21 protein-coding genes are annotated in these 18737 nt (G+C 72.3%); 11 read left to right on the top strand and 10 right to left on the bottom strand.

Annotation, left to right across the window (positions count from 1 at the left end):
* Window positions 1–3: 3 nt before the first annotated feature.
* On the bottom strand, window positions 4–1107 hold the full coding sequence (locus DEJ33_RS11725; protein WP_111195058.1) for an SDR family oxidoreductase: 1104 nt from the start codon (window positions 1105–1107) through the stop codon (window positions 4–6).
* A gap of 366 nt (window positions 1108–1473) precedes the next feature.
* Between DEJ33_RS11725 and DEJ33_RS11720 the strand changes: the two genes are divergently transcribed.
* The 3 genes from DEJ33_RS11720 (at window position 1474) to DEJ33_RS11710 (ending at window position 3474) form a co-directional block, all read left to right on the top strand.
* Window positions 1474–2013, top strand: coding sequence for an RNA polymerase sigma factor (locus DEJ33_RS11720; protein WP_111195057.1), 540 nt, complete (start codon window positions 1474–1476; stop codon window positions 2011–2013).
* A complete protein-coding gene (locus DEJ33_RS11715) occupies window positions 2003–2767 on the top strand; it encodes a hypothetical protein (protein ID WP_146242604.1) in 765 nt (254 codons plus the stop codon). Before DEJ33_RS11720 ends, DEJ33_RS11715 begins: the two co-directional genes overlap by 11 nt.
* 164 nt (window positions 2768–2931) lie before the next feature.
* The gene (locus DEJ33_RS11710; RefSeq protein WP_111195055.1) at window positions 2932–3474 is read left to right on the top strand and encodes a hypothetical protein; all 543 of its coding nucleotides are present in this window, start codon (window positions 2932–2934) and stop codon (window positions 3472–3474) included.
* A gap of 60 nt (window positions 3475–3534) precedes the next feature.
* Here DEJ33_RS11710 and DEJ33_RS11705 read toward each other — a convergent pair whose 3' ends face one another.
* Window positions 3535–4212, bottom strand: coding sequence for an NUDIX hydrolase (locus tag DEJ33_RS11705; protein WP_375342150.1), 678 nt, complete (start codon window positions 4210–4212; stop codon window positions 3535–3537).
* A 119-nt stretch (window positions 4213–4331) separates the two neighbouring features.
* Between DEJ33_RS11705 and DEJ33_RS11700 the strand changes: the two genes are divergently transcribed.
* Together DEJ33_RS11700 and DEJ33_RS11695 are read left to right on the top strand one after the other, a co-directional pair.
* Window positions 4332–4892, top strand: a complete 561-nt coding sequence (locus tag DEJ33_RS11700; RefSeq protein WP_111078539.1) for an MOSC domain-containing protein — start codon at window positions 4332–4334, stop codon at window positions 4890–4892.
* Between the two features lie 37 nt (window positions 4893–4929).
* Window positions 4930–6396, top strand: coding sequence for an SDR family oxidoreductase (locus DEJ33_RS11695; protein WP_111195054.1), 1467 nt, complete (start codon window positions 4930–4932; stop codon window positions 6394–6396).
* Between the two features lie 9 nt (window positions 6397–6405).
* On the opposite strand, the gene DEJ33_RS11690 is transcribed toward DEJ33_RS11695, so the two are convergent.
* Complete coding sequence (locus DEJ33_RS11690) at window positions 6406–6954, bottom strand: alternate-type signal peptide domain-containing protein (RefSeq protein ID WP_111195053.1); 549 nt, start codon at window positions 6952–6954, stop codon at window positions 6406–6408.
* A 199-nt stretch (window positions 6955–7153) separates the two neighbouring features.
* Here DEJ33_RS11690 and DEJ33_RS11685 point away from each other — a divergent pair, with 199 nt between their 5' ends.
* A complete protein-coding gene (locus tag DEJ33_RS11685; RefSeq protein ID WP_111195052.1) occupies window positions 7154–8620 on the top strand; it encodes an MFS transporter in 1467 nt (488 codons plus the stop codon).
* Between the two features lie 31 nt (window positions 8621–8651).
* Here the strand turns inward: DEJ33_RS11685 and DEJ33_RS11680 are convergent, their stop codons facing one another.
* On the bottom strand, window positions 8652–10223 hold the full coding sequence (locus DEJ33_RS11680; RefSeq protein ID WP_111195051.1) for a phospholipase D-like domain-containing protein: 1572 nt from the start codon (window positions 10221–10223) through the stop codon (window positions 8652–8654).
* 217 nt (window positions 10224–10440) lie between these two features.
* Here DEJ33_RS11680 and DEJ33_RS11675 point away from each other — a divergent pair, with 217 nt between their 5' ends.
* The gene (locus DEJ33_RS11675; RefSeq protein ID WP_110904181.1) at window positions 10441–10791 is read left to right on the top strand and encodes a hypothetical protein; all 351 of its coding nucleotides are present in this window, start codon (window positions 10441–10443) and stop codon (window positions 10789–10791) included.
* 73 nt (window positions 10792–10864) lie between these two features.
* Here the strand turns inward: DEJ33_RS11675 and DEJ33_RS11670 are convergent, their stop codons facing one another.
* On the bottom strand, window positions 10865–11506 hold the full coding sequence (locus tag DEJ33_RS11670) for a GntR family transcriptional regulator (RefSeq protein ID WP_111195050.1): 642 nt from the start codon (window positions 11504–11506) through the stop codon (window positions 10865–10867).
* A 105-nt stretch (window positions 11507–11611) separates the two neighbouring features.
* Here DEJ33_RS11670 and DEJ33_RS11665 point away from each other — a divergent pair, with 105 nt between their 5' ends.
* The 3 genes from DEJ33_RS11665 to DEJ33_RS11655 are packed head-to-tail and all read left to right on the top strand — an operon-like array spanning window position 11612 to window position 14419.
* Window positions 11612–12310 carry a DUF969 domain-containing protein gene (locus DEJ33_RS11665; RefSeq protein ID WP_111195049.1) on the top strand — a complete coding sequence of 233 codons (699 nt, stop codon included), beginning with the start codon at window positions 11612–11614 and terminating at the stop codon, window positions 12308–12310.
* Window positions 12307–13377, top strand: a complete 1071-nt coding sequence (locus DEJ33_RS11660) for a DUF979 domain-containing protein (RefSeq protein WP_111195048.1) — start codon at window positions 12307–12309, stop codon at window positions 13375–13377. Before DEJ33_RS11665 ends, DEJ33_RS11660 begins: the two co-directional genes overlap by 4 nt.
* Window positions 13364–14419 (top strand): DUF2891 family protein, encoded by a 1056-nt coding sequence (locus tag DEJ33_RS11655; protein WP_111195047.1) that lies wholly within the window; start codon window positions 13364–13366, stop codon window positions 14417–14419. The genes DEJ33_RS11660 and DEJ33_RS11655 overlap by 14 nt, the downstream gene beginning before the upstream one ends.
* Window positions 14420–14498: 79 nt before the next feature.
* Here the strand turns inward: DEJ33_RS11655 and DEJ33_RS11650 are convergent, their stop codons facing one another.
* The 4 genes from DEJ33_RS11650 to DEJ33_RS11635 form a co-directional block, all read right to left on the bottom strand.
* On the bottom strand, window positions 14499–14804 hold the full coding sequence (locus DEJ33_RS11650; RefSeq protein ID WP_111195099.1) for a putative quinol monooxygenase: 306 nt from the start codon (window positions 14802–14804) through the stop codon (window positions 14499–14501).
* Between the two features lie 91 nt (window positions 14805–14895).
* Window positions 14896–15783: a biotin-dependent carboxyltransferase family protein gene (locus tag DEJ33_RS11645; protein ID WP_111195046.1), complete on the bottom strand. Its 888-nt coding sequence runs from the start codon at window positions 15781–15783 to the stop codon at window positions 14896–14898.
* Entirely contained in the window at window positions 15780–16442 is a 663-nt protein-coding gene (locus DEJ33_RS11640) for an allophanate hydrolase subunit 1 (protein WP_111195045.1), read from the bottom strand. Before DEJ33_RS11640 ends, DEJ33_RS11645 begins: the two co-directional genes overlap by 4 nt.
* The gene (locus tag DEJ33_RS11635) at window positions 16439–17221 is read right to left on the bottom strand and encodes a LamB/YcsF family protein (RefSeq protein ID WP_111195044.1); all 783 of its coding nucleotides are present in this window, start codon (window positions 17219–17221) and stop codon (window positions 16439–16441) included. The genes DEJ33_RS11640 and DEJ33_RS11635 overlap by 4 nt, the downstream gene beginning before the upstream one ends.
* 109 nt (window positions 17222–17330) lie before the next feature.
* Between DEJ33_RS11635 and DEJ33_RS11630 the strand changes: the two genes are divergently transcribed.
* Window positions 17331–17852 (top strand): GNAT family N-acetyltransferase, encoded by a 522-nt coding sequence (locus DEJ33_RS11630; protein ID WP_111078529.1) that lies wholly within the window; start codon window positions 17331–17333, stop codon window positions 17850–17852.
* A gap of 140 nt (window positions 17853–17992) precedes the next feature.
* On the opposite strand, the gene DEJ33_RS11625 is transcribed toward DEJ33_RS11630, so the two are convergent.
* Window positions 17993–18718, bottom strand: coding sequence for a hypothetical protein (locus tag DEJ33_RS11625; RefSeq protein ID WP_111195043.1), 726 nt, complete (start codon window positions 18716–18718; stop codon window positions 17993–17995).
* Window positions 18719–18737: the final 19 nt, after the last annotated feature.

The raw sequence follows: 18737 nt of genomic DNA, 5'->3' as shown, positions 1-18737 counted from the left end.
CCGCTACCTCGCGGGAACGGGCAGGATCCGCCGCCGACCGAGGTCGTCGAGGAGCTCCACGAGCCGGTCCGCCGAGTCGTGGCACTCCGCGAACCCCGCCTGCCGGATCTTGATCAGCGACGAGACGTTGTCCCACGTCGAGTTCAGGATCATGTCCGCGAACCGCCAGTCGACGAGGTCCGCGTACGGGGTGGCGACCAGCCCGTGCCGTTCGACCATCCGCTGCCACAGGTCCTCCCGGGAGGGCATCACCTGCGCGAGTTCCATCGACTGGGGTTCGGCCAGGTCCAGGCCGTGGTGGTCGGCGAGGCGTTCGAACAGGTGGCTCCAGCGCACCACGTCGCCGTTGGTGAGGTTGAACGCCTGCCCGGCTGCAGCCGGCGTCGTGCCGGCCCAGTCGGTGGCGCGGGCGAGGAGCTCCGCGTCCGTCATCTGGTAGAAGATGCCGTCGTACGTGGTGCGGGCGCCGGGGAACCGCAGCGGCAGCCCCAGCTCCTTCGTCATGCTCACGTACGTCCCGATCGCCATGAGCAGGTTCATGGGCGTGCCCTGCGCGTACCCGATCACGGCCTCGGGCCGGAGCACGGTCATCGCGAAGCCTCGGGAGGCTGCGCGCTCGCGGAGCAGGTCCTCCTGGTCGTAGTAGAAGTTCGGCACCATCAGGCGCGGGTCGTCCTCCTTCGCCGGCGTCCTGAAGCGCCCGAGGTGTGCCCCGTAGTACTTCATCCCCTGGTAGAGGGTGACGTGCCGGAGCGGAGCGCCGAGACGGTCGAGGGCGTCGAGCGTGTTTTCGAGGAGGGCGACGTTCGGGGCGATCTGCTCGGCGAGGTCCGCGTGCTCCACGTACGCGGCGAACGCGAGACGCGTCGTGTCGGCAGCCGGGCGCAGTCCGTCGACGGCCGCCTCGGCGTCGGACAGGTCGACCGGCAGGTGGTCCCACCCGGACACGGGCCCCTGCGGAGCGCGACGACTGGCCCCACGGGTGCGGACACCACGGCGGGCGAAGTGCTCGACCACGCTGCGCCCGACGACACCACCGGCTCCGACGACGAGGACCACGTCGCTGCTGTCTGCTGGTGTCCCTGAGGCGGGCGATCCGTCGGTCATGATGCGGCTCCTGTCGGGTGGTGAACGCTGCGCAGCTGCTGCCGCGCCGGTGCCGATCCTGCCCGGCGGACCCCGGCCGCAGTCCAGGAACGGTCCGCGATGAGCGACGAGCGACGAGCGACGAGCGGGAGGCACGGTGCCAGCTGGCACCGTGCCTCCCGTCCGTCACACGGACCGCCCGGCGTCGAGACGTACCGCCTCATCCGACAGCGAGGCTGACCGAGCGCATGGCTGCTCCGCGGAGGACGCCGTCCTGCCCGAAGCCACCGCCGGCGCCGGGGAGCCCGTGACCTCGACACACCGATTCGTGGAGTCCCCGTCAGGATCGCCCCGCACCCGACACTTCTGTAGTGAGAGGGGGCATCCGTGGAAGAGGACACCGAAGCCGACGCAGCACTGACTCGTCGGCTCGCGAGCGGGGAACGAACGGCGTTGGCCGACGCGTTCGACCGGTTCGCGCCGACACTGACCCGGTACGCGTGGGCACTGGCCGGCAGCAGGCAGGACGTCGAGGAGCTCGTGCAGGACACGTTCCTGACGCTCTGGCAGAAGGGCGGCGAACTCGACCTCGCCACGAGCGCACTGCTGCCGTGGTTGCTGGTCGTGTGCCGGAACCACGCACGCAACCAGTCCCGGCGCCTCGCGAAGGGGGCCGCTGACGAGCTCCCCGAGGACCTGCCGACGCCGCCCGACGCCGACGAGGCCCGCGAACGCCTGCGCTGGGTCCGCGACGAGATCGCGACCCTGGCCCCGACGGACCAGCGCATCTGCGAACTCTGCCTGCTCGAGGGGCACTCGTACGCGGAGGCTGGGCAGATCCTCGGCCTCAGCGTCGGGGCCGTCACCCAGCGGGTCTCCCGCTCGCGCGCACGACTGAAGAAGGCGGTGATGCACGATGAACACTGAGCCCCCCACCGGAGACGACCTGCAGCGGATGCTCGTCTCGATGAAGCAGACCGTCCTCGACCGCGCCGAGGACCGTCGCCCCGCACCACGCCGACGAGGCCGCCGAGCCGGCATCGCCATCGGCGTGATCGCCCTGCTCGGCCTCGGTGCCACGAGCGGCGGTGTGGCCCTCGGGATGATCCCGCAGCCCTTCACTGCATCGGCACCGGCTCCTGCCCCGAGCCCTTCCGAACCGGCGATGCCCAGCACCCCGGCGTCCGCACCGGTCCAGGAGACGCCGGACCCCGTGCCGACACCGACCCCCACGCCGACACCCGTGACGCGTGCGGGCACGCTGCCGACGGACTGCCGGGCGCTCGTCCCGGCGTCCGAGTACGACCGGCTGTTCGGTTCGACGCCGCTCCAGGACCCTGCCGGCAGCGAGGCGGGCAGTGACGGAGACCACCAGCCGACCGTGGACCTCTCGTGCATCTGGCGGGACCCGCGTGCGGACGTCAGCGGGCTCAGCGTCGACCTCGGCTCCGACACCGCCGAGACGATCGCGGACTACGAGAGCCTCCTCGTGCGGACCGGGTACACCTGCTCGGACAGCGGCGCTGGTCGGCTGTGCCGGATGACGCGGGCGGACGAGGTCTACCCGGTCGACACCACGTTCACCTTCTACTCGGAGGGATCGACCTGGTTGCTCATCCGCCAGACCAACTTCCCCACGAACGGTCTGCTCCCCGCGATCCAGCAGGAGGTCTGGGGGTAGCGGTGCCGGGGGAAGGCCGAGGTCGCGAGGGCGACGACGGGCGGGAAGCAGCCATTGGGGGGTGCTTCCCGCCCGTCGCGCAGATCACGCGGGTCCTGGGCCGTCCCGATCCTGCGTCCGCGTAGCGTCCCGCGCACCACGTCACCGACCCAGGGAGTCACCTCATGTCCGAGAACAACACCGTCATCCGCAGCATGCACGACCTCGGCCTCGCGGCCTGGTTCGGAGGTCAGCTCATGGGCGCGATCGGCCTCAACGGTGCCGCCGCCGGGGCGAAGGACCCTGTCGAGCGCCTCACCCTGTCGTCCGTCGGGTGGGCGAAGTGGGCGCCGGTGCAGCTCGCGGCGCTCGCGGTCCACGGCGTCGGTGGGATCGGGCTGATCATCGCCAACCGCGACCGTCTCGGTGTCCAGCAGGGCGCACGCACGAACACGGGCCTGAAGCTGGCGCTGACCGGGGCCGCCCTGGTCACGACGTTCTGGTCGGCTGCGGTCGGCAAGAAGATGGCCGAGCACGCCCGGGAGGGCGCCACGGGCACGACCGAGCCGAACGCGAACGCGTCGGACGCGCTCAAGGCGGCGCAGGGGCAGCAGAAGATCCTGCAGTGGGCCACGCCGGTCCTGACCGGTGTGCTGCTGGTGATGGGCGCGCAGCAGGGCGAGCAGCAGCGTTCGAAGGCCGGCATCCTCGACAAGTGGCGTCGCTGACCAGGCCGGCTCCCGTCCGTCACGTCGACGGCCGTGGTGCACCACCAGCAGGAGGACCGCTCACTGCCCGGGGATCGCGACGATCCGCTCGTGGTCCCAGGGCTCGGTCCACCCGACCCGGTCGAACAGGCCGTCCAGCAGGGTCGCGGTGAAGCCCCACACGACGTGCGACCCGGAGTCGGCGTGGACGGTGAACGCCGGCCCGCGCCAGGTGCGACCCGCCCGACGGAACACGGTGGTGCCGCGGTTCGCCGCGTCGAGCAGGTCGGCGACCGGGGTGCGGAAGACAGCGGCGGATTCGGCTTCGTCCACCACGCGGATCGGGGACGGCGCGCGCCACCAGCCGAGCACCGGCGTGACCAGGTGCCGGGAGTGCGCCAGCGGCACGGGTGCAGCCGACCCGAGCACGTCGACGCCCGTGACGTCGAGGCCGGTCTCCTCACGCGCCTCCCGCAGTGCGGCAGCCACGACGTCGGTGTCACCGGGGTCGACGCGTCCGCCGGGGAAGGCCACCTCGCCGGCGTGGGAGCGCAGGGTGCTGGCACGGGCGAGGAGGAGGACGTCCAGGTCCCGCGAGACCTCGGCCGCTCGTGCCGGTCGCTCGCTCGGCACACGGTCGAGCGGGCCGAACAGCATGAGCACCGCAGCCTGCCGTGGGTCCGGTGCCGACGGCATCCCGCTGACCAGAGGTGCGGCGCCGGGCGCGACGGCCGCCGCGAGCTGCGCCCGCGCGGTCACGACGCGAGCCGGTGGAAGCGGGCGGACGACGTGCTGGGCAGGACCACTCCGTCAGCCTAGGCATGTGTCGGGAGCGCTGCCCGTTGCCCACGGCGGGCGCGGTGCGCGAGACTCGGGGCATGGGGAACGAGGGAACAGGCCGATCAGAGGTCGTGGCCGTCAGCCGCGACCACGACCACCGGTTCAGCAAGCCCGTCGTCGACGAGGTGACGCTCGTCGAGGGGTGGGGCATCGAGGGCGATGCACACGCCGGGACGACCGTGCAGCACCGGTCCCGCGTCGCTCGGGACCCCTCGCAACCGAACCTGCGCCAGGTGCACCTGATCCACGCCGAGCTGTTCGACGAGCTCGACGCGTCGGGCTACGTCGTCGAGCCCGGGCAACTCGGCGAGAACGTCACCACCCGCGGGGTCGACCTGCTCGGGCTGCCCACCGGAGCGCTGCTCCACCTGGGCGACGACGCGTGCGTGCGGGTCACGGGCCTCCGGAACCCGTGCCAGCAGATCAACGGGTTCGAGCCGGGGCTGCTCCGCCAGGTGCTCGGCCGGGACGAGGACGGGTCCGTCTCGCGCAGGGGCGGAGTGATGGGCGTCGTCGTGACCGGGGGAGTCGTCCGGCCCGGCGACGGGGTGCGGGTCGAGCTGCCCGAGGGCGACCTCCAGCCGCTCAGTCCGGTGTGACGACGGCAGCGGTGCCCGGTCCGCCGTAGAATCCCGTGTGATCTCCGAGCGTCTCGAACCCAGCGGCATCGACCCGGCCGACCTGAGCGTCACGCTCCGGGTCCTCGAGCAGCTCACCGACATCGACGAGACGCACGCTGACTTCGTCCGCGTCCGTCAGGCGACGGCGAAGATGTTCAAGGCCGTGAAGCGCGCCCACCGTCTCGAGAAGCGGGCCGTCGTCGCCGACGCGGATCGTCGCGTCATCGCCGCCACCGCGACCGGGGCGTCCGACCGCATCGACGACGAGACCCGCGGCATCCAGATCAGCACCTCGTCCGGGTCGTCCACCGCCGGCACCCTGCTGAAGTCCCGCCCCTGCTACATCTGCAAGCAGCACTACACGCTGGTCGACGCGTTCTACCACCAGCTGTGCCCCCGCTGCGCTGCGATGAGCCACGCCAAGCGCGACGCCCGGACCGACCTGACGGGCAGGCGGGCGCTGCTCACCGGCGGACGCGCGAAGATCGGCATGTACATCGCGCTCCGGCTGCTGCGCGACGGGGCGCACACCACCATCACCACGCGGTTCCCCCGCGACGCGGTGCGCCGGTTCGCCAGCCTGCCCGACTCCGCCGAGTGGATGTCGCGCCTGAAGGTCGTCGGCATCGACCTGCGTGATCCCGCCCAGGTCATCGGGCTCGCCGAGGACGTCGCCGCGGCCGGCCCGCTCGACATCCTGATCAACAACGCCACGCAGACGGTGCGCCGGTCGACCGGGGCGTACCAGCCCCTCGTCGACGCCGAACTCGCACCGCTCCCGGACGGCCCGCTGCCGGAGCTGGTCACCTTCGGTCACACGAACGACCGGCACCCCCAGGCCCTCGCACGCTCGGTCACGGCGCACCCGATCCTCGCCGCCGCCGCAGCCCGCGCGGACGAGCTCACCGAGCAGGCGATGGCGCCGGGCTCGAGTTCGCTCGAGCGGCACGCTGCGGGCACCGCGATCGACGCCGGTGGGCTCGTGCCGGACCTGCACGACGAGAACTCCTGGACGCAGCGCGTCGACGAGGTCGACCCGCTCGAGATGCTCGAGGTCCAGCTCGCCAACACGACGGCGCCGTTCATCCTCATCTCGAAGCTGCGTCCCGCGATGGCGGCGAGCGCTGCGCGGCGCACGTACATCGTCAACGTGAGTGCCATGGAGGGGGTGTTCGGTCGTGCCTACAAGGGGCCGGGGCATCCGCACACGAACATGGCGAAGGCCGCCGTCAACATGCTCACGCGGACGAGCGCGCAGGAGGTGTTCGAGACCGACGGCATCCTCATGACGAGCGTCGACACGGGCTGGATCACCGACGAACGCCCACACCCGACGAAGGTCCGGCTGGCGGAGGAGGGCTTCCACGCCCCGCTCGACCTGGTCGACGGAGCCGCCCGCGTGTACGACCCGATCGTGCGCGGCGAGGCGGGCGAGGACCTGTTCGGTGTCTTCCTGAAGGACTACGTACCGAGCTCGTGGTGACCGTCGCGGTCAGTCCTCGATGGGCTTCTGCGTCAGGGTGAACGTCAGGCCGCTGAGGTCGATCGTCTGGTCCTCGCCCGTGGTGACGTCCGACGACAACCCGATCGTGGCGGTGACGTCGAGGACCGAGACGCCCGCCGAGGGCCGCACGAGCCACGAGGTCCGACCGGCCGGGGTGAGCGCCGCGCTGTCGGAGGTGACGGCGAGTGAACTGGTGACGGCCTGCCGGAGTTCGGCGTCCCCGGTGATCTCCAGCGGCGTCCAGCTCAGGTCGGCCGACAGGTCGTCGCCGGTGGCCGTGACGTCGAACGTCTGGTGGAACTGGTACGCGTTCCCCGGGACCATCCGGACCGCGGAGATGTCGACCGGGTCCGAGCGACCGTTCGTGATGTCCGTCCAGACGCCGTCCGGGTTCGCCGTCAGGGCGAGGTCCCCCGCGTGCACGGTCGACGAGCGTGTGCTCGCGTCGGCGTTCCAGAGGGCGAAGCTGCCGGCGCCGCCGAGCAGCAGCGTGATGCCGGTGGCGGCGGCGATGGTGCCGGTGACGATCGAGCGCACGGGGTTCCGTTCGGTCCGGGGAGGCGCGGGATGTCCTGAACCTACTGGTCCCCCGAAGTGCGGACACGGGCACCATCCACTTCACCGGCCCCCAGAACGCGGGACAGTGGCTGCACCTGTGGGTTCCTTCACACGTCCGTGCGGGGACGGGAGGATCGTGCCCGGCTCCCCGGGGCGGCGAGCCTAGCGTGGAGCGGCCATGACAGCTGAACACCGCACCCCCGTCGAGCCCGATGCGGCTCCCCAGCCCGACCCGAACCGCTGGAAGGCGCTCGTCATCTGCCTGCTCGGCGGTGGGATCGTGCTGCTCGACGTGTCGATCGTCAACGTCGCGCTGCAGTCCATCTCGACCGGGCTGCCGGGCACGACCCCCGAGGCCGTGCAGTGGATCCTCTCCGGGTACGCCCTGTCGTTCGGCCTGCTGCTCGTCCCCGGCGGGCGGCTCGGCGACGCGACCGGACGCCGCCGGATGTTCGTCATCGGTGTCGGCCTGTTCACGCTCGCCAGCGCCCTCTGCGGTTTCGCCCCGAACGGCCTGGTCCTGGTGATCGCCCGGCTGGTGCAGGGCCTCGCCGGTGGTCTGCTCACCCCGCAGGTCACCGCGCTGATCCAGCAGCTGTTCCGCGGCAAGGAGCGTGGCACCGCGTTCGGGCTCTTCGGCGCGACCGTCGGCATCGCGACCGCGATCGGTCCGCTGATCGGCGGCCTGCTCATCACGGCCTTCGGCACCGAGAACGGGTGGCGGTTCGTCTTCTTCGTGAACCTGCCCGTGGGACTCGTCACGATCCTCCTGGCCTTCCGCTACCTACCGGCGCCCTCGGGCGCCGAGCGGGGCAGGAAGCACGACTTCGACCCGGTCGGCATCGCGCTGCTGGGTGCCGCGGTGGTCGCTCTGCTGCTGCCCTTCGTGCAGTCGCAGGTGTGGAAGGGCAACGCGAAGTGGTGGCTGATCGTCGTCGCCGTCGTGTTCGGCGTGCTGTTCGTCCTGTGGGAGCGGCACTACCAGCGGACGAAGGAGCCCGTGGTCGACCTGCGACTCTTCCGCCGCCGGTCGTTCTCGCTGGGTGTCGGGCTGGCGACGGTCTACTTCGCCGGCTTCACGCCGCTGTTCTTCGTCCTGACGCTCGCCCTGCAGTCCGGGCTGCACTACTCGGCGCTGACGGCAGGTCTGTCGACGGTGCCGTTCGCGATCGGGTCCGGTGTCGCCTCCACCGTCGGCGGCCGCGTCGTGCACCGGTTCGGGCGGCAGCTCATCGTCATCGGGACGATCCTGGTGCTCATCGGCCTCGGCGTCGTGGTCTGGGTGGTCGCGAACCACTTCGAGGCCGACCTGGGCTGGTGGCTCGTCCTGCCGCTGCTCGTCGCGGGCATCGGCTCCGGCCTGACCATCTCCCCGAACCAGACCCTCACGCTGTCCGAGGTGCCGGTCGAACAGGGCGGCTCGGCGGGCGGGCTCATCCAGGTCGGTGCCCGTGTCGGTTCGGCGGTCGGGATCGCCGCGGTCGGCAGTGTCTTCTACTCGACGCTCGCGACGTCGCACGGCGACTACGCGACGGGCCTGCCGCTCGGACTCGCGGTGTCGCTCGGCTTCGTCGGGGCCGCGCTGCTCGCCGGGATCATCGACGTCGTCGTCGGCAAGGTGCGGGGAACCGAGGCGTCTGTCTGACGGTCGCCCTGCCCGTCTGCCGCGTCGTCCGTCAGAACCGCGTCGTGCCCCGTGACACGCGCGGCCGCCCGTCGGGGTCGACCACGAGCTTCGCCGCCGGCGCGGCCCACAGCCGCTGCAGTGCTGACACTGGTTCCGGCTCGTGCCGGCGGATCCGCCCCGGCGGCCGGGCGCCGGGCTGGCCGTCCTCGTGCCAGTGGTCGAGCGCCCGGGCAAGCGACCGCCAGAGGGCCAGCAGCTCAGTACCCGTGCCGTCGAGCCGCGGGTCGTCCGGCGTCGTCGCGAGGTGCTCGGCCCACAGTTCGTGTCGCAGGTCGCGGGCGAGTGAGCCGTCGGCAGTGTCGACGACCGCGCAGGTCAGCTCGCTGTCCGACGTCCAGGAGCGACGGTTGAAGTTGTCCGACCCGATGGTGAACCACTCGTCGTCGACGATGCACACCTTCGCGTGGATGTAGATCGGCCGACCGGACTCGTGCTCCAGGTCGAACACCCCGACGCGGTCCGGGGCCGTCCGCCGGAGGGTCGCCATCGCGTCGATCTGCCCGAGACGGCTCGGCGGACCGCTGAACACCCCGTCCGAGTTCGGGTACCGGGGCACCAGGATGATGACCCGGAGCTCCGGGTTCTGTTCGAGGGCCTCGGCGATGCCGGTCGCCACCTCGCGGGACCACAGGTACTGGTCCTCGATGCAGATCAGGGACCTCGCGGTGCGGAACGCCTTGCCGTACGCACGGGCGATGCTCCGTTCGCCCTCCGGCGCGAAGGGGAACGGCGGCCGCTTCACCCCGTAGGTCCGGAGGAGCTGCACGGCGTGCTGCCCGGCGGTCGGTGGCGGTGGAGTCCGCTCCGGCAGCGGCTCCGGGCGGCGCGGCATCCGGACCAGGCGCTGCAGCAGCATCCGGTACGGCAGGCTGCGGTCCAGCGGGTGCGGGTCGTCCCAGCGCTCAGCGAACACGGCGAGCACGTCGGCGACGACCGGGCCGCGGAGCTCCATCGACGCGTCGTGCCACGCGGGGCGGTCGCCGTACCGGGAGTCCATCGAGATCGCCTGCGGGTCGCCCTCGTGCCCGGCGTCGTCCCGGCGGCTGTGGCACAGGTCGATGCCGCCGACGTAGGCGACGTCGCGCGACGGGTCGTCGCGGTGCTGGATGACGAAGGACTTCTGGTGGTGCGAGCCGAAGAACCGGACGCGCTGGTCGAGGAGGACCTCACCGCCCGCGTCGTTGATCTTCCGCCCGAGCAGCTCGTTCGCCTTCGCGCTGAGCGACGCCGAGATCCGCTCGCCGTGGGAGCGCCAGATGAGCCCGCGGACCTCCACGCCGGCGCGGGCGCGGTCGGCGAGCAGGTCGCCGATGGTCGGGCCGTCCGGCAGCAGGCGCTCGTCGGCGTCGCCGCGCCAGTCGGTGAACCAGACACGGTCGCCGGGCTGCAGCGCCGACAGCTCCGCCTCGATCCGCGCGAAGTACGGTGCCCCGTGCACCAGGGGGCGGACGAGGTTGCCGTCGGACCACGCGGGGCCGTCATCGGTGCCGGCGTGCACCTCGGTCGCGGTGTTGCCGCGTTCGTCGCGGGTGAGGAACCAGTGACGCGCATCAGTGGGCACGGTCGAAGGATAGGGCCGCGCCCGGCCTCGGGCAGGACCGCCCCTCCGGGCCTGTGGGGGTCCTCAGCAGGCGGACGGGAGGCGGGGGACGGGTCCACACGTGCCTCCCGTCCGGCGGTGCGACGGCCGGCACCGGAACGATTCGCGGTTCTCGGAGCAACTGAGCCCTTCGTTGGAGGCGAGGGCCAGGATGAAGGGCGGAAGGGGAACAGCACCGATGAAGACCATCCGATACGACAACACCGCGATCCTCACGAGCGACGACGTCGCGGACGCCGTCATCGAGTACGCGGCAGCGCTCTCCGGCGGGGACCGGGCCGACACCGTGGCAGTGCCCGCAGTCGCCGACGACGGCACGATGACGACCACGAAGATCCTCATCGGCCCGACGAGCGAAGTCGTGGTGGAGGACGCCGAAGAGGACGAACTCGAGCTCGAGAACGACGAGTTCGTCGCCCGGCTCCGCGCCGCCGCCCGGACGTTCGGGCACGACACCGTCATCCACGCGGACACCCGGGCGGACCTCACCGAGGGCGACGACCAGACGGAACCGCCGACGGCGGAGTGAGCCTGCGCTGCTCGACGGAGGAGTGCGGGACGGACGGGCGGGGCGCTTGCCGCGCCTCCCGGCCGTGGCTCCGTCAGGACGGGGTGGCTGCCGCCCGCAGGATCCGCTCCGCGTCGTCGAGGTAGTCGGCGAGCAGTGCCGAGGCGCCGTCCCGGTCCCCGGAGCGGAGCGCTGCGACGATGGCGTCGTTGCGCTCGACGAACCCGCCGTGGAACGCCCCCGGGTCGTCCGTCGTGAGGAACGCGAGTCGCATCTCGGCGAGCAGGGAGTCCATCAGGCCGTGCAGCCGCGTGCTCGGGACGGCTCGGACGAGTTCGGCGTGGAAGCGGATGTCCGCGCTGCCCACCGCTCGCCAGTCGTGCGCTGCTGCGGCCGTCCGGGCCTCCGCGACGGCGGCTGCAGCAGCGGCGACGGCGGGTGAATCCGGCGTGCAGGCGTGGATGCCGGCTTCTTCGAGCACCCGACGAGCGGCGTAGAGGTCGGTGACGTCCGCCGCCGACAGCCGCCGCACGAAGACCCCGCGGTTGAAGACGTGCTCGACGAGTCGGTCCCGGGCGAGCAGCCGGAAGGCCTCGCGCAGGGTGTTCCGTGAGACGCCCAGCTGGTCGCTCAGGCGCTCCTCGGACAGCTGCGTGCCCGGCATGAAGGCGCCGTCCGCGATCGAGGACCGCAGGCGTGCCGCGGTGGACTCTGCGCCGCTGACGGTTCGGGTCATGTGCCGATCCTCGCAGAGCCCGACAGCGCGGCCCGTGTGACCGCCGTGTTACAGATCACGGCAGGGTCTTGAGATTGTTGAACAATGCGGGCCAGACTGTCCCGCATGTTCGTCCTCATCGGCGTCGCCGTCGTGATCATCGGCTTCGCGTTGCGCGTCAACGCGCTGCTCGTCGTCACCGTGGCGGGCATCGTCACCGCAGCCATCGGCGGGATCGACCCCGTCGGCATCCTCACCGCGTTCGGCAGCGGCTTCGCGTCCAGCCGCAGCGTCACGACCTTCGCGCTCGTGCTGCCGGTCATCGGCCTCATCGAGCGCTACGGCCTGCAGGACCAGGCGAAGCGCCTCATCGCGAAGCTCGACAAGCTCACGACCGGGCGCATCCTCGCCGGGTACCTGGCCGTGCGACAGATCACCGCCGCGGTCGGCCTGACGAGCATCGGTGGCCCGGCGCAGACCGTCCGCCCGCTCGTGCACCCGATGGCCGAGGGAGCCGCGACCAAGAAGTACGGCCGGATCGACGAGCGGATGCGCGAGAAGATCAAGGGCTTCTCGGCCTCGTCGGACACCGTCGGGGTGTTCTTCGGCGAGGACGTCTTCGTCGCGGTCGGGTCGATCCTGCTCATCACGACCTTCGTCGACACCACCTACGGGCTCGCCCTCGAGCCGATCGACCTGGCGCTGTGGGCGATCCCCACCGGCATCGCCGCACTGCTCGTGCACGGCACCCGGCTGCTGCTGCTCGACCGCAGGCTCGACAAGATGGCGGCCGACCTCCACCAGGCCCAGGGGGTCGCAGCATGATCACCAGCGAATGGCTCTACTGGCTCATCGGCGCGTTCTTCATCGCCGTGTCCGTGTTCATCGTCACCGACCGCACGCACGCCAAGCGTCTCGGCAACGCGGCGTTCTGGGGCATCCTCGGGCTCTCCTTCTTCGCCGGCACCTTCGTGGTGTCCGGTGCGATCCCCGCATGGGCGCTCGGGATCGCCGTCCTGGTGATGGTGGCGCTCGCCGGACTCGGGTTCACCGGGACCACGAGCCGCACCCGTGTCGCGAGCGTCCCCGGTGCCGGAGTCGGCGCGGCGACCGGGCCGGCCGAACCGACCGCGGTCACCACCCGGCCGAGCTCCAGCACGAGCGTCCTCGCCACGACGAGCCCGGACGAGCGCGCGGGCTTCGCGCAACGGTTCGGCAACCGGCTCTTCATCCCCGCGCTGGTGATCCCCGTCGTCGCGGTGCTCGTCGCGACCCTCGGCCCGCTCGTCCGGATCGGTGGGGAGCCGCTCCTCGCCGAGGGGAGCGCGACCCTGACCGGGCTCGGCATCGGATCGGTGCTCGCCGTCGTCGTCGCGGTGCTCGTGCTCCGCCCGCCACGGCTCGACACCCCCGTCCGCGAAGGTGCCCGGCTGCTGCAGGCGATCGGCTGGGCGGCGCTCCTGCCGCAGATGCTCTCCACGCTCGGCATCGTCTTCACCCAGGCCGGCGTCGGTTCGGCCGTCGGGACGATCATCAAGGCGGTCTTGCCGGACGGGTCGCTGTTCGCCGCGGTGATCGTCTACTGCCTCGGCATGGCCCTGTTCACGGTGATCATGGGCAATGCGTTCGCCGCCTTCCCGATCATGACCGCGGCGATCGGCTGGCCGGTGCTCGTGCAGGGCTTCGACGGCAACCCGGCTCCGATCTTCGCGATCGGCATGCTGGCCGGCTTCTGCGGCACGCTGGTGACCCCGATGGCCGCGAACTTCAACCTCGTGCCCGCTGCCCTGCTCGAGATGCGGGACAAGTACGGGCCGATCAAGGCGCAGATCCCGACCGCCGGGATCCTGCTCGTCGTCAACATGGGAGTGATGTACCTTGTCGCATTCTGACCGCGAACCGACGGACCTCGGGCGTTCGGCCTGGGCTGCGGGCTTCGCCGCCGTCGCCCTCGACAACGTCACGCGCGAGTACCCGTACGCCGCGCACCACACGACGTCGGGCCCGGACGACTGTGCGCTGCCGGTCGAACTGCACCCCGCCTTCGCCACGTCCTACGACTGGCACTCGTCGGTGCACATGCACTGGCTCGCGACCCGCCTGGTCGCGTACGGGGTGCCGGCCGACCTGGAGGCCCGGATCACCTCGGTCCTGCAGGCCCACCTGTCGACGGAGCACCTGGCCACCGAGGCCGCGTACCTCCGCGAGACCCCGCATTACGAGCGCCCGTACGGCTGGGCGTGGTTGATGCGCCTGGCTGCCGAGGTGTCCGCCTCCGAGGTGCCCGCGATCCGCGCGCTCACCCCCGGCTTCGCTCCGGTCGTCGAGGTGCTCGAGGACCTCGTCACCCGGTGGGTCGACGGCGCCGCGCACCCGGTCCGGCACGGGGTGCACTCGAACTCGGCGTTCGGGCTGCTGCTCGTGCTCGACGGTGCCCGGTCGCTCGGGCGGCACGACCTCGCCGCGACCGTCGAGCGCGCTGCCCGTGCGTGGTTCGGCGACGACGCCGGATGGCCCTTCGCGTGGGAGCGGAGCGGGCACGACTTCCTGTCCGCCGGGCTGGCCGAGGCGGACCTGATGCGGGCGGTGCTGCCGACGGCCGAGTTCGGTCCCTGGGCGCGGAGGTTCTTCGCCCAGGTCTCCGCCGGGGACGCGATCCTCACGTCGACGACCGTCCGCGACGAGAACGACCCACAGCAGGTGCACCTCTTCGGGCTCGACCTGTCCCGGGCCGGTTCAGCGCGGCGCATCGCGGACGCCCTGCGCTCCGCCGGGGCCGAGGACACCGCGCTCGCGGACCTGCTGGACGGCGCGGCCGACCGGCTGCTCGCCTCGGGTCTCGCCGCGAGCGTCGGCGAGGAGTACTACTCCACCCACTGGCTGGCGAGCTTCGCCTGGGACGCCATGGAGGCGCGCGAGCACGCGGCCCGCTGAGCCCCGCAAAACGCAACGTCGGCGGTTCCTCGCAGCGGTATTCCGCTGCGCAGCGCCGCCGACGTTGCGTTTTGCGGGGCTAGGCGAGGGGGATCGTGCGGGCGAAGGTCTTCGTGACCGGCGGGGCGGCGAGGACGGCGCCGAGCGCTTCCGCGGCGCCCTCGGGGGTGGCACGCCAGGCGACGTAGGCGTCGTGGTCCTCGGTGGTGGTCCAGCGCTCGACCACGACCATGCGCGTCGGGTCCTCGTCGTCGACCAGGACCTCGAGCGACTCGTTGCCCTGGCGGGCTGCGGTCTGGGCGAGGGTCTCGCGGATCGCGGCCTCGACCGTGTCTGCGGCGACGTCGTCACGGATCTGGACCTCGAGGAAGACGGTCATCGTCATGGTGTGCACCTTTCGTCGTCGGACCGCCGTCCGCTGACGGAGTCCGGTGACGCCAACCACCGCCGACGGGTCGTTGTTCCGAGTGCGACGCTCAGCGGGCGGTGCGGAAGCGCAGGGTGTCGCCCGGGCGGAGCTGTGCGGCACGGTCGACCGACTCCGGTGTGAGGACGGCCACGACCGGGTACCCGCCGGTGACCGGGTGGTCCGCCAGGAACAGCACCGGGAACCCGGCCGGCGGGACCTGCAGTGACCCGGTCTCGACACCCTCGCTGGGGAGCTCACGGGTGACCGCGCGGAGCAGCGGAGTGGCCGCGGTGGTGCGGACCCCGACCCGGTCGCTGTCCGGGCTGACGTGGAACTCCTGGCCGGTCAGGGTCGTCCGCCACCCCGGGGTGAACCAGTCGTCGCGGGGTCCGGGCACCACGTCGAGGACCACCGGGTCCCCGGGCCACGGCAGGAGCGGCGGCGGCACCGCGTCGACGACCGGCCAGGCACCGTCCGACGCGGGCATGACCGGCAGGACGTCCCCGACCGACAGCGGCGCCGGACCGAGCTGCGCGAGCGAGTCCCACGACCGACTGCCGAGCACCTGCTCGACGGCGATGCCTCCGCGGACCGCGACGTAGGCACGGAGTCGGTCCTCGGCCAGCCCGACCCGCAGGGTGTCGCCCGGCTCGAGCAGCAGCACCTCGTACGCGGCGGCGCCGCGCACCCGGCCGTCGGCCCGTTCGACCGACACCGGGCACGGGGCACCGGTGACGGCGGCGACCGTGTACGCGTCGGTGCGGACTGTGACGGAGCCGAGGAGGGCCTCCAGGACGGCCGCGTCCGGATGGTTGCCGACCATCCGGTTCGCCAGCGCGGCCGATCCGCGGTCCGCGGCACCGGCGGCACCGAGCCCCATGTCGCTGAGCCCGGGACGGCCGAGGTCCTGCGTCGTCACGCCGTACCCGACCTGCACGACGGTCAGGGTGCTCACGAGCGTGCCTGGGCGTCGACGAAGCGCAGACGGACGCCGGCCGGGGCGAGCGCGGGCGGGGTGCGGTCCAGCGACCACATCGGCACCTCGGTCCGCCCGATCAACTGCCAGCCGCCGGGCGAGGTCCGCGGGTACACGGCGCTGAACTCGCCGGCCAGGGCGACGGCGCCGCTCGGGACCGCGGTACGCGAGGTGTCCCGGCGGGGCAGCTCGAGCGACGCCGCGGTACCGGTCAGGTAGCTGAAACCCGGGGCGAAGCCGCAGAATGCGCTGGTCCAGACCTGCCCGGTGTGCCAGGCGACGAGGTCCTCGCGGGACATGCCGGTCAGGGCACCGACGGCGTCGAGGTCCGCGCCGTCGTAGGTGACCGGCACGACGACGGGTGCGTGTTCCCGGCCGTCGTCGGCGGGACGGGAGGGCCGGACCTCGGACAGCAGGGAGCGGACCCGTCCGGCGTCGGTCACGTCGGGGTCGAACCGGAACAGGAGCGTCCGTGCGCCGGAGACGACCTCGGTGACACCGGCACCGGGCGTCGCGTCGGCCCCTGTGCCGGCCAGTCCCGCGCCCGCCAGCCCGGCGCGGAACGCCACGACCTCGGCCAGGGAGCCGAACGTCGCCAGTACCGCCGAGGCGCCGGCGGAGCGGAGGTCGAGGCTCATGCTGACGCCGACGCCGACGCCGACGCGAACGCCGTGGTGCCGATGCCGTGCTCGGTCAGCAGCGCGCGGATCGCCCGGGCCATCGCGACCGCGTCGGGGGAGTCACCGTGCACGCAGACCGACTCGGCACGGACGCTGATGTCGGTGCCGTCGACCGCGGTGGCGACGCCCTCCGTCACCATCCGGAGCAAGCGGGCCGCGACCTCGTCCGGGTCGTGGAGCACCGAACCCGGACGGCTGCGCGACACCAGGGACCCGTCGGGTTCGTAGGCGCGGTCGGCGAACGACTCGCTCACCGCGCGCAGCCCGTGCCGTTCCGCCGCGAGGAGCAGCTCCGACCCGGGCAGGGCCAGGACCGCCAGCGACGGCTCGACGTCCGCCACTGCACGGACGACCGCCTCCGCCGGCACCGGGTCGGCGCAGGCGGTGTTGTAGAGGGCGCCGTGCGGCTTGACGTAGGTGACGCGCGAGCCGGCGACGTGCGCGGCAGCGGTCAGCGCACCGAGTTGGTGGACGACGTCGGCGTACAGCTCGTCCGGGGTGACGTGCACCGGCCGTCGGCCGAAGCCCGCGAGGTCCCGGTAGGCCACGTGCGCCCCGATCGCGACACCGCGCTCCGCCGCGGCCCGGCAGGTGTCGAGCATGATCGTCGGGTCGCCGGCGTGGGCACCGCACGCGATGTTCGCGCTGGACACCACGTCGAGCATCGCGCGGTCGTCACCCGCGGTCCAGGCACCGAAGCCCTCACCGAGGTCGCTGTTCAGGTCGATCGTGGGCATGCGGACCTCCTGTCGGGATTGTTCAACAACCTAGCGCGCGCCGTCGACCGTGTCACCGTCCGGGGGTCGGCTTCGCCGCCGGGCGCTGGCTTCGCCGTAGGGTCGGGAGATGGACGAGCTGACGATCCGGACCACGACCGAGGACGACTGGCGGGAGGTCCGTGCCCTCCGCCTCGCGATGCTCGAGGACACGCCGATCGCGTACGGCGAGCACCGCGCGGACGCCGAGCAGTACGACGAGGACGAGTGGCGCTCGCGGGGTCGACGCGGCCAGGCTCCGGGCAGCACCTCGCTCGTCGCGATCGACGCCTCGGGGGAGTGGGTCGGCATGATGAACGGCTACGTCCCCGACGCGACGACCGGCCCACTGCTGGTCGGCGTGTACGTCGCACCCGGGCACCGTGGTCGGGACGCGGGCGTGGCCGACGCGCTCCTGGACGCCGTGGAACGCTGGGCTGCCGGACACGGGACGACCCTGCGGCTGCACGTGCACGAGGACAACCCCCGAGCCCTCGCCTTCTACGAGCGCCGCGGCTTCGTGCGCACCGGGCACACCGAGCCCTACGGGCTCGACCCGACGCGGTCCGAGATCGAGATGGTCGAGCAGCTCGACGGGGCATCGCCGGCCTGACCCGGCCGTAGCGGTCCGGCGGAGCGGGCCGCCCCGCCGGAGCGGGCCGCCTGCCGGACGGGAGGCCCGTGGCCGGGCCGCCGCGCGCCTCCCGTCCGGCGGTGCCAGCGCGCCGGTCCGACTCCAGGGCGTCGAACCGACTACAGCGCGTCGACGAACATCTGCGTCGCGAGCGGCACGTTCGTCGTGTTCGACGCCTGGTCCCACCCGACCAGCGCGACGACGTCGCCATCGACCCGCGCGGTGAGCCCCACGAGCGTGAACGGGTTCCCACCGACCGTGCCGCGCACCCGCCAGCCGAGCGCTTCGTCGGTGCCGGTGAGGGTCGGCTTCGTCGTCTCGACCGTGGTCTCGACCGGCTTGCCCTGCATCGAGAACAGCGCCGTGCCGTCCGCGCACCGGCTCAGCGCGTCGCGGGCGTCACCGACCAGTGTCGTCGCGGCGGCGGAGTCACCCGTGCTGGCGACCACGGCGGTCATCGACCGGTCGTTGCTCGTGCCGAACACCACCGCTCCGGCGTCGTCCGACTTCTCCCAGCCGACACCGAACGGGGCGAGGCAGCTGGCGTCGGAGACCGTCAGCCCCGGGTAGACGGAGTCGAGCATCGCGTCCGTCGAGCTGAACTCGGCGGGCTTGAACTGGATGCGCTGGAAGACGCTCGTCAGTTCGGCGTCGGTGTGCGCGGCGGCGCTGGTACCCGACGACGAGGACGCGGTGGGCGTCGCGCTCGCCGCGGGGGCGCTCGTGACGGGTGTCGAGGTCCGCGTCCCCGCATCGCCGGCGGAGTCGTCCCCGCCGGAGCAGCCCGCCAGCGTCAGGGCCATGACGACCGCGGCCGCGGCGACGGACATGGTGGTGGTGCGCATCGGTGATCCCCCTCGTGTG

Origin of the sequence: Curtobacterium sp. MCPF17_047, assembly GCF_003234045.1 — a bacterium.
Lineage (GTDB): Bacteria > Actinomycetota > Actinomycetes > Actinomycetales > Microbacteriaceae > Curtobacterium.
This window is presented reverse-complemented; position numbering and strand designations above follow the sequence as displayed.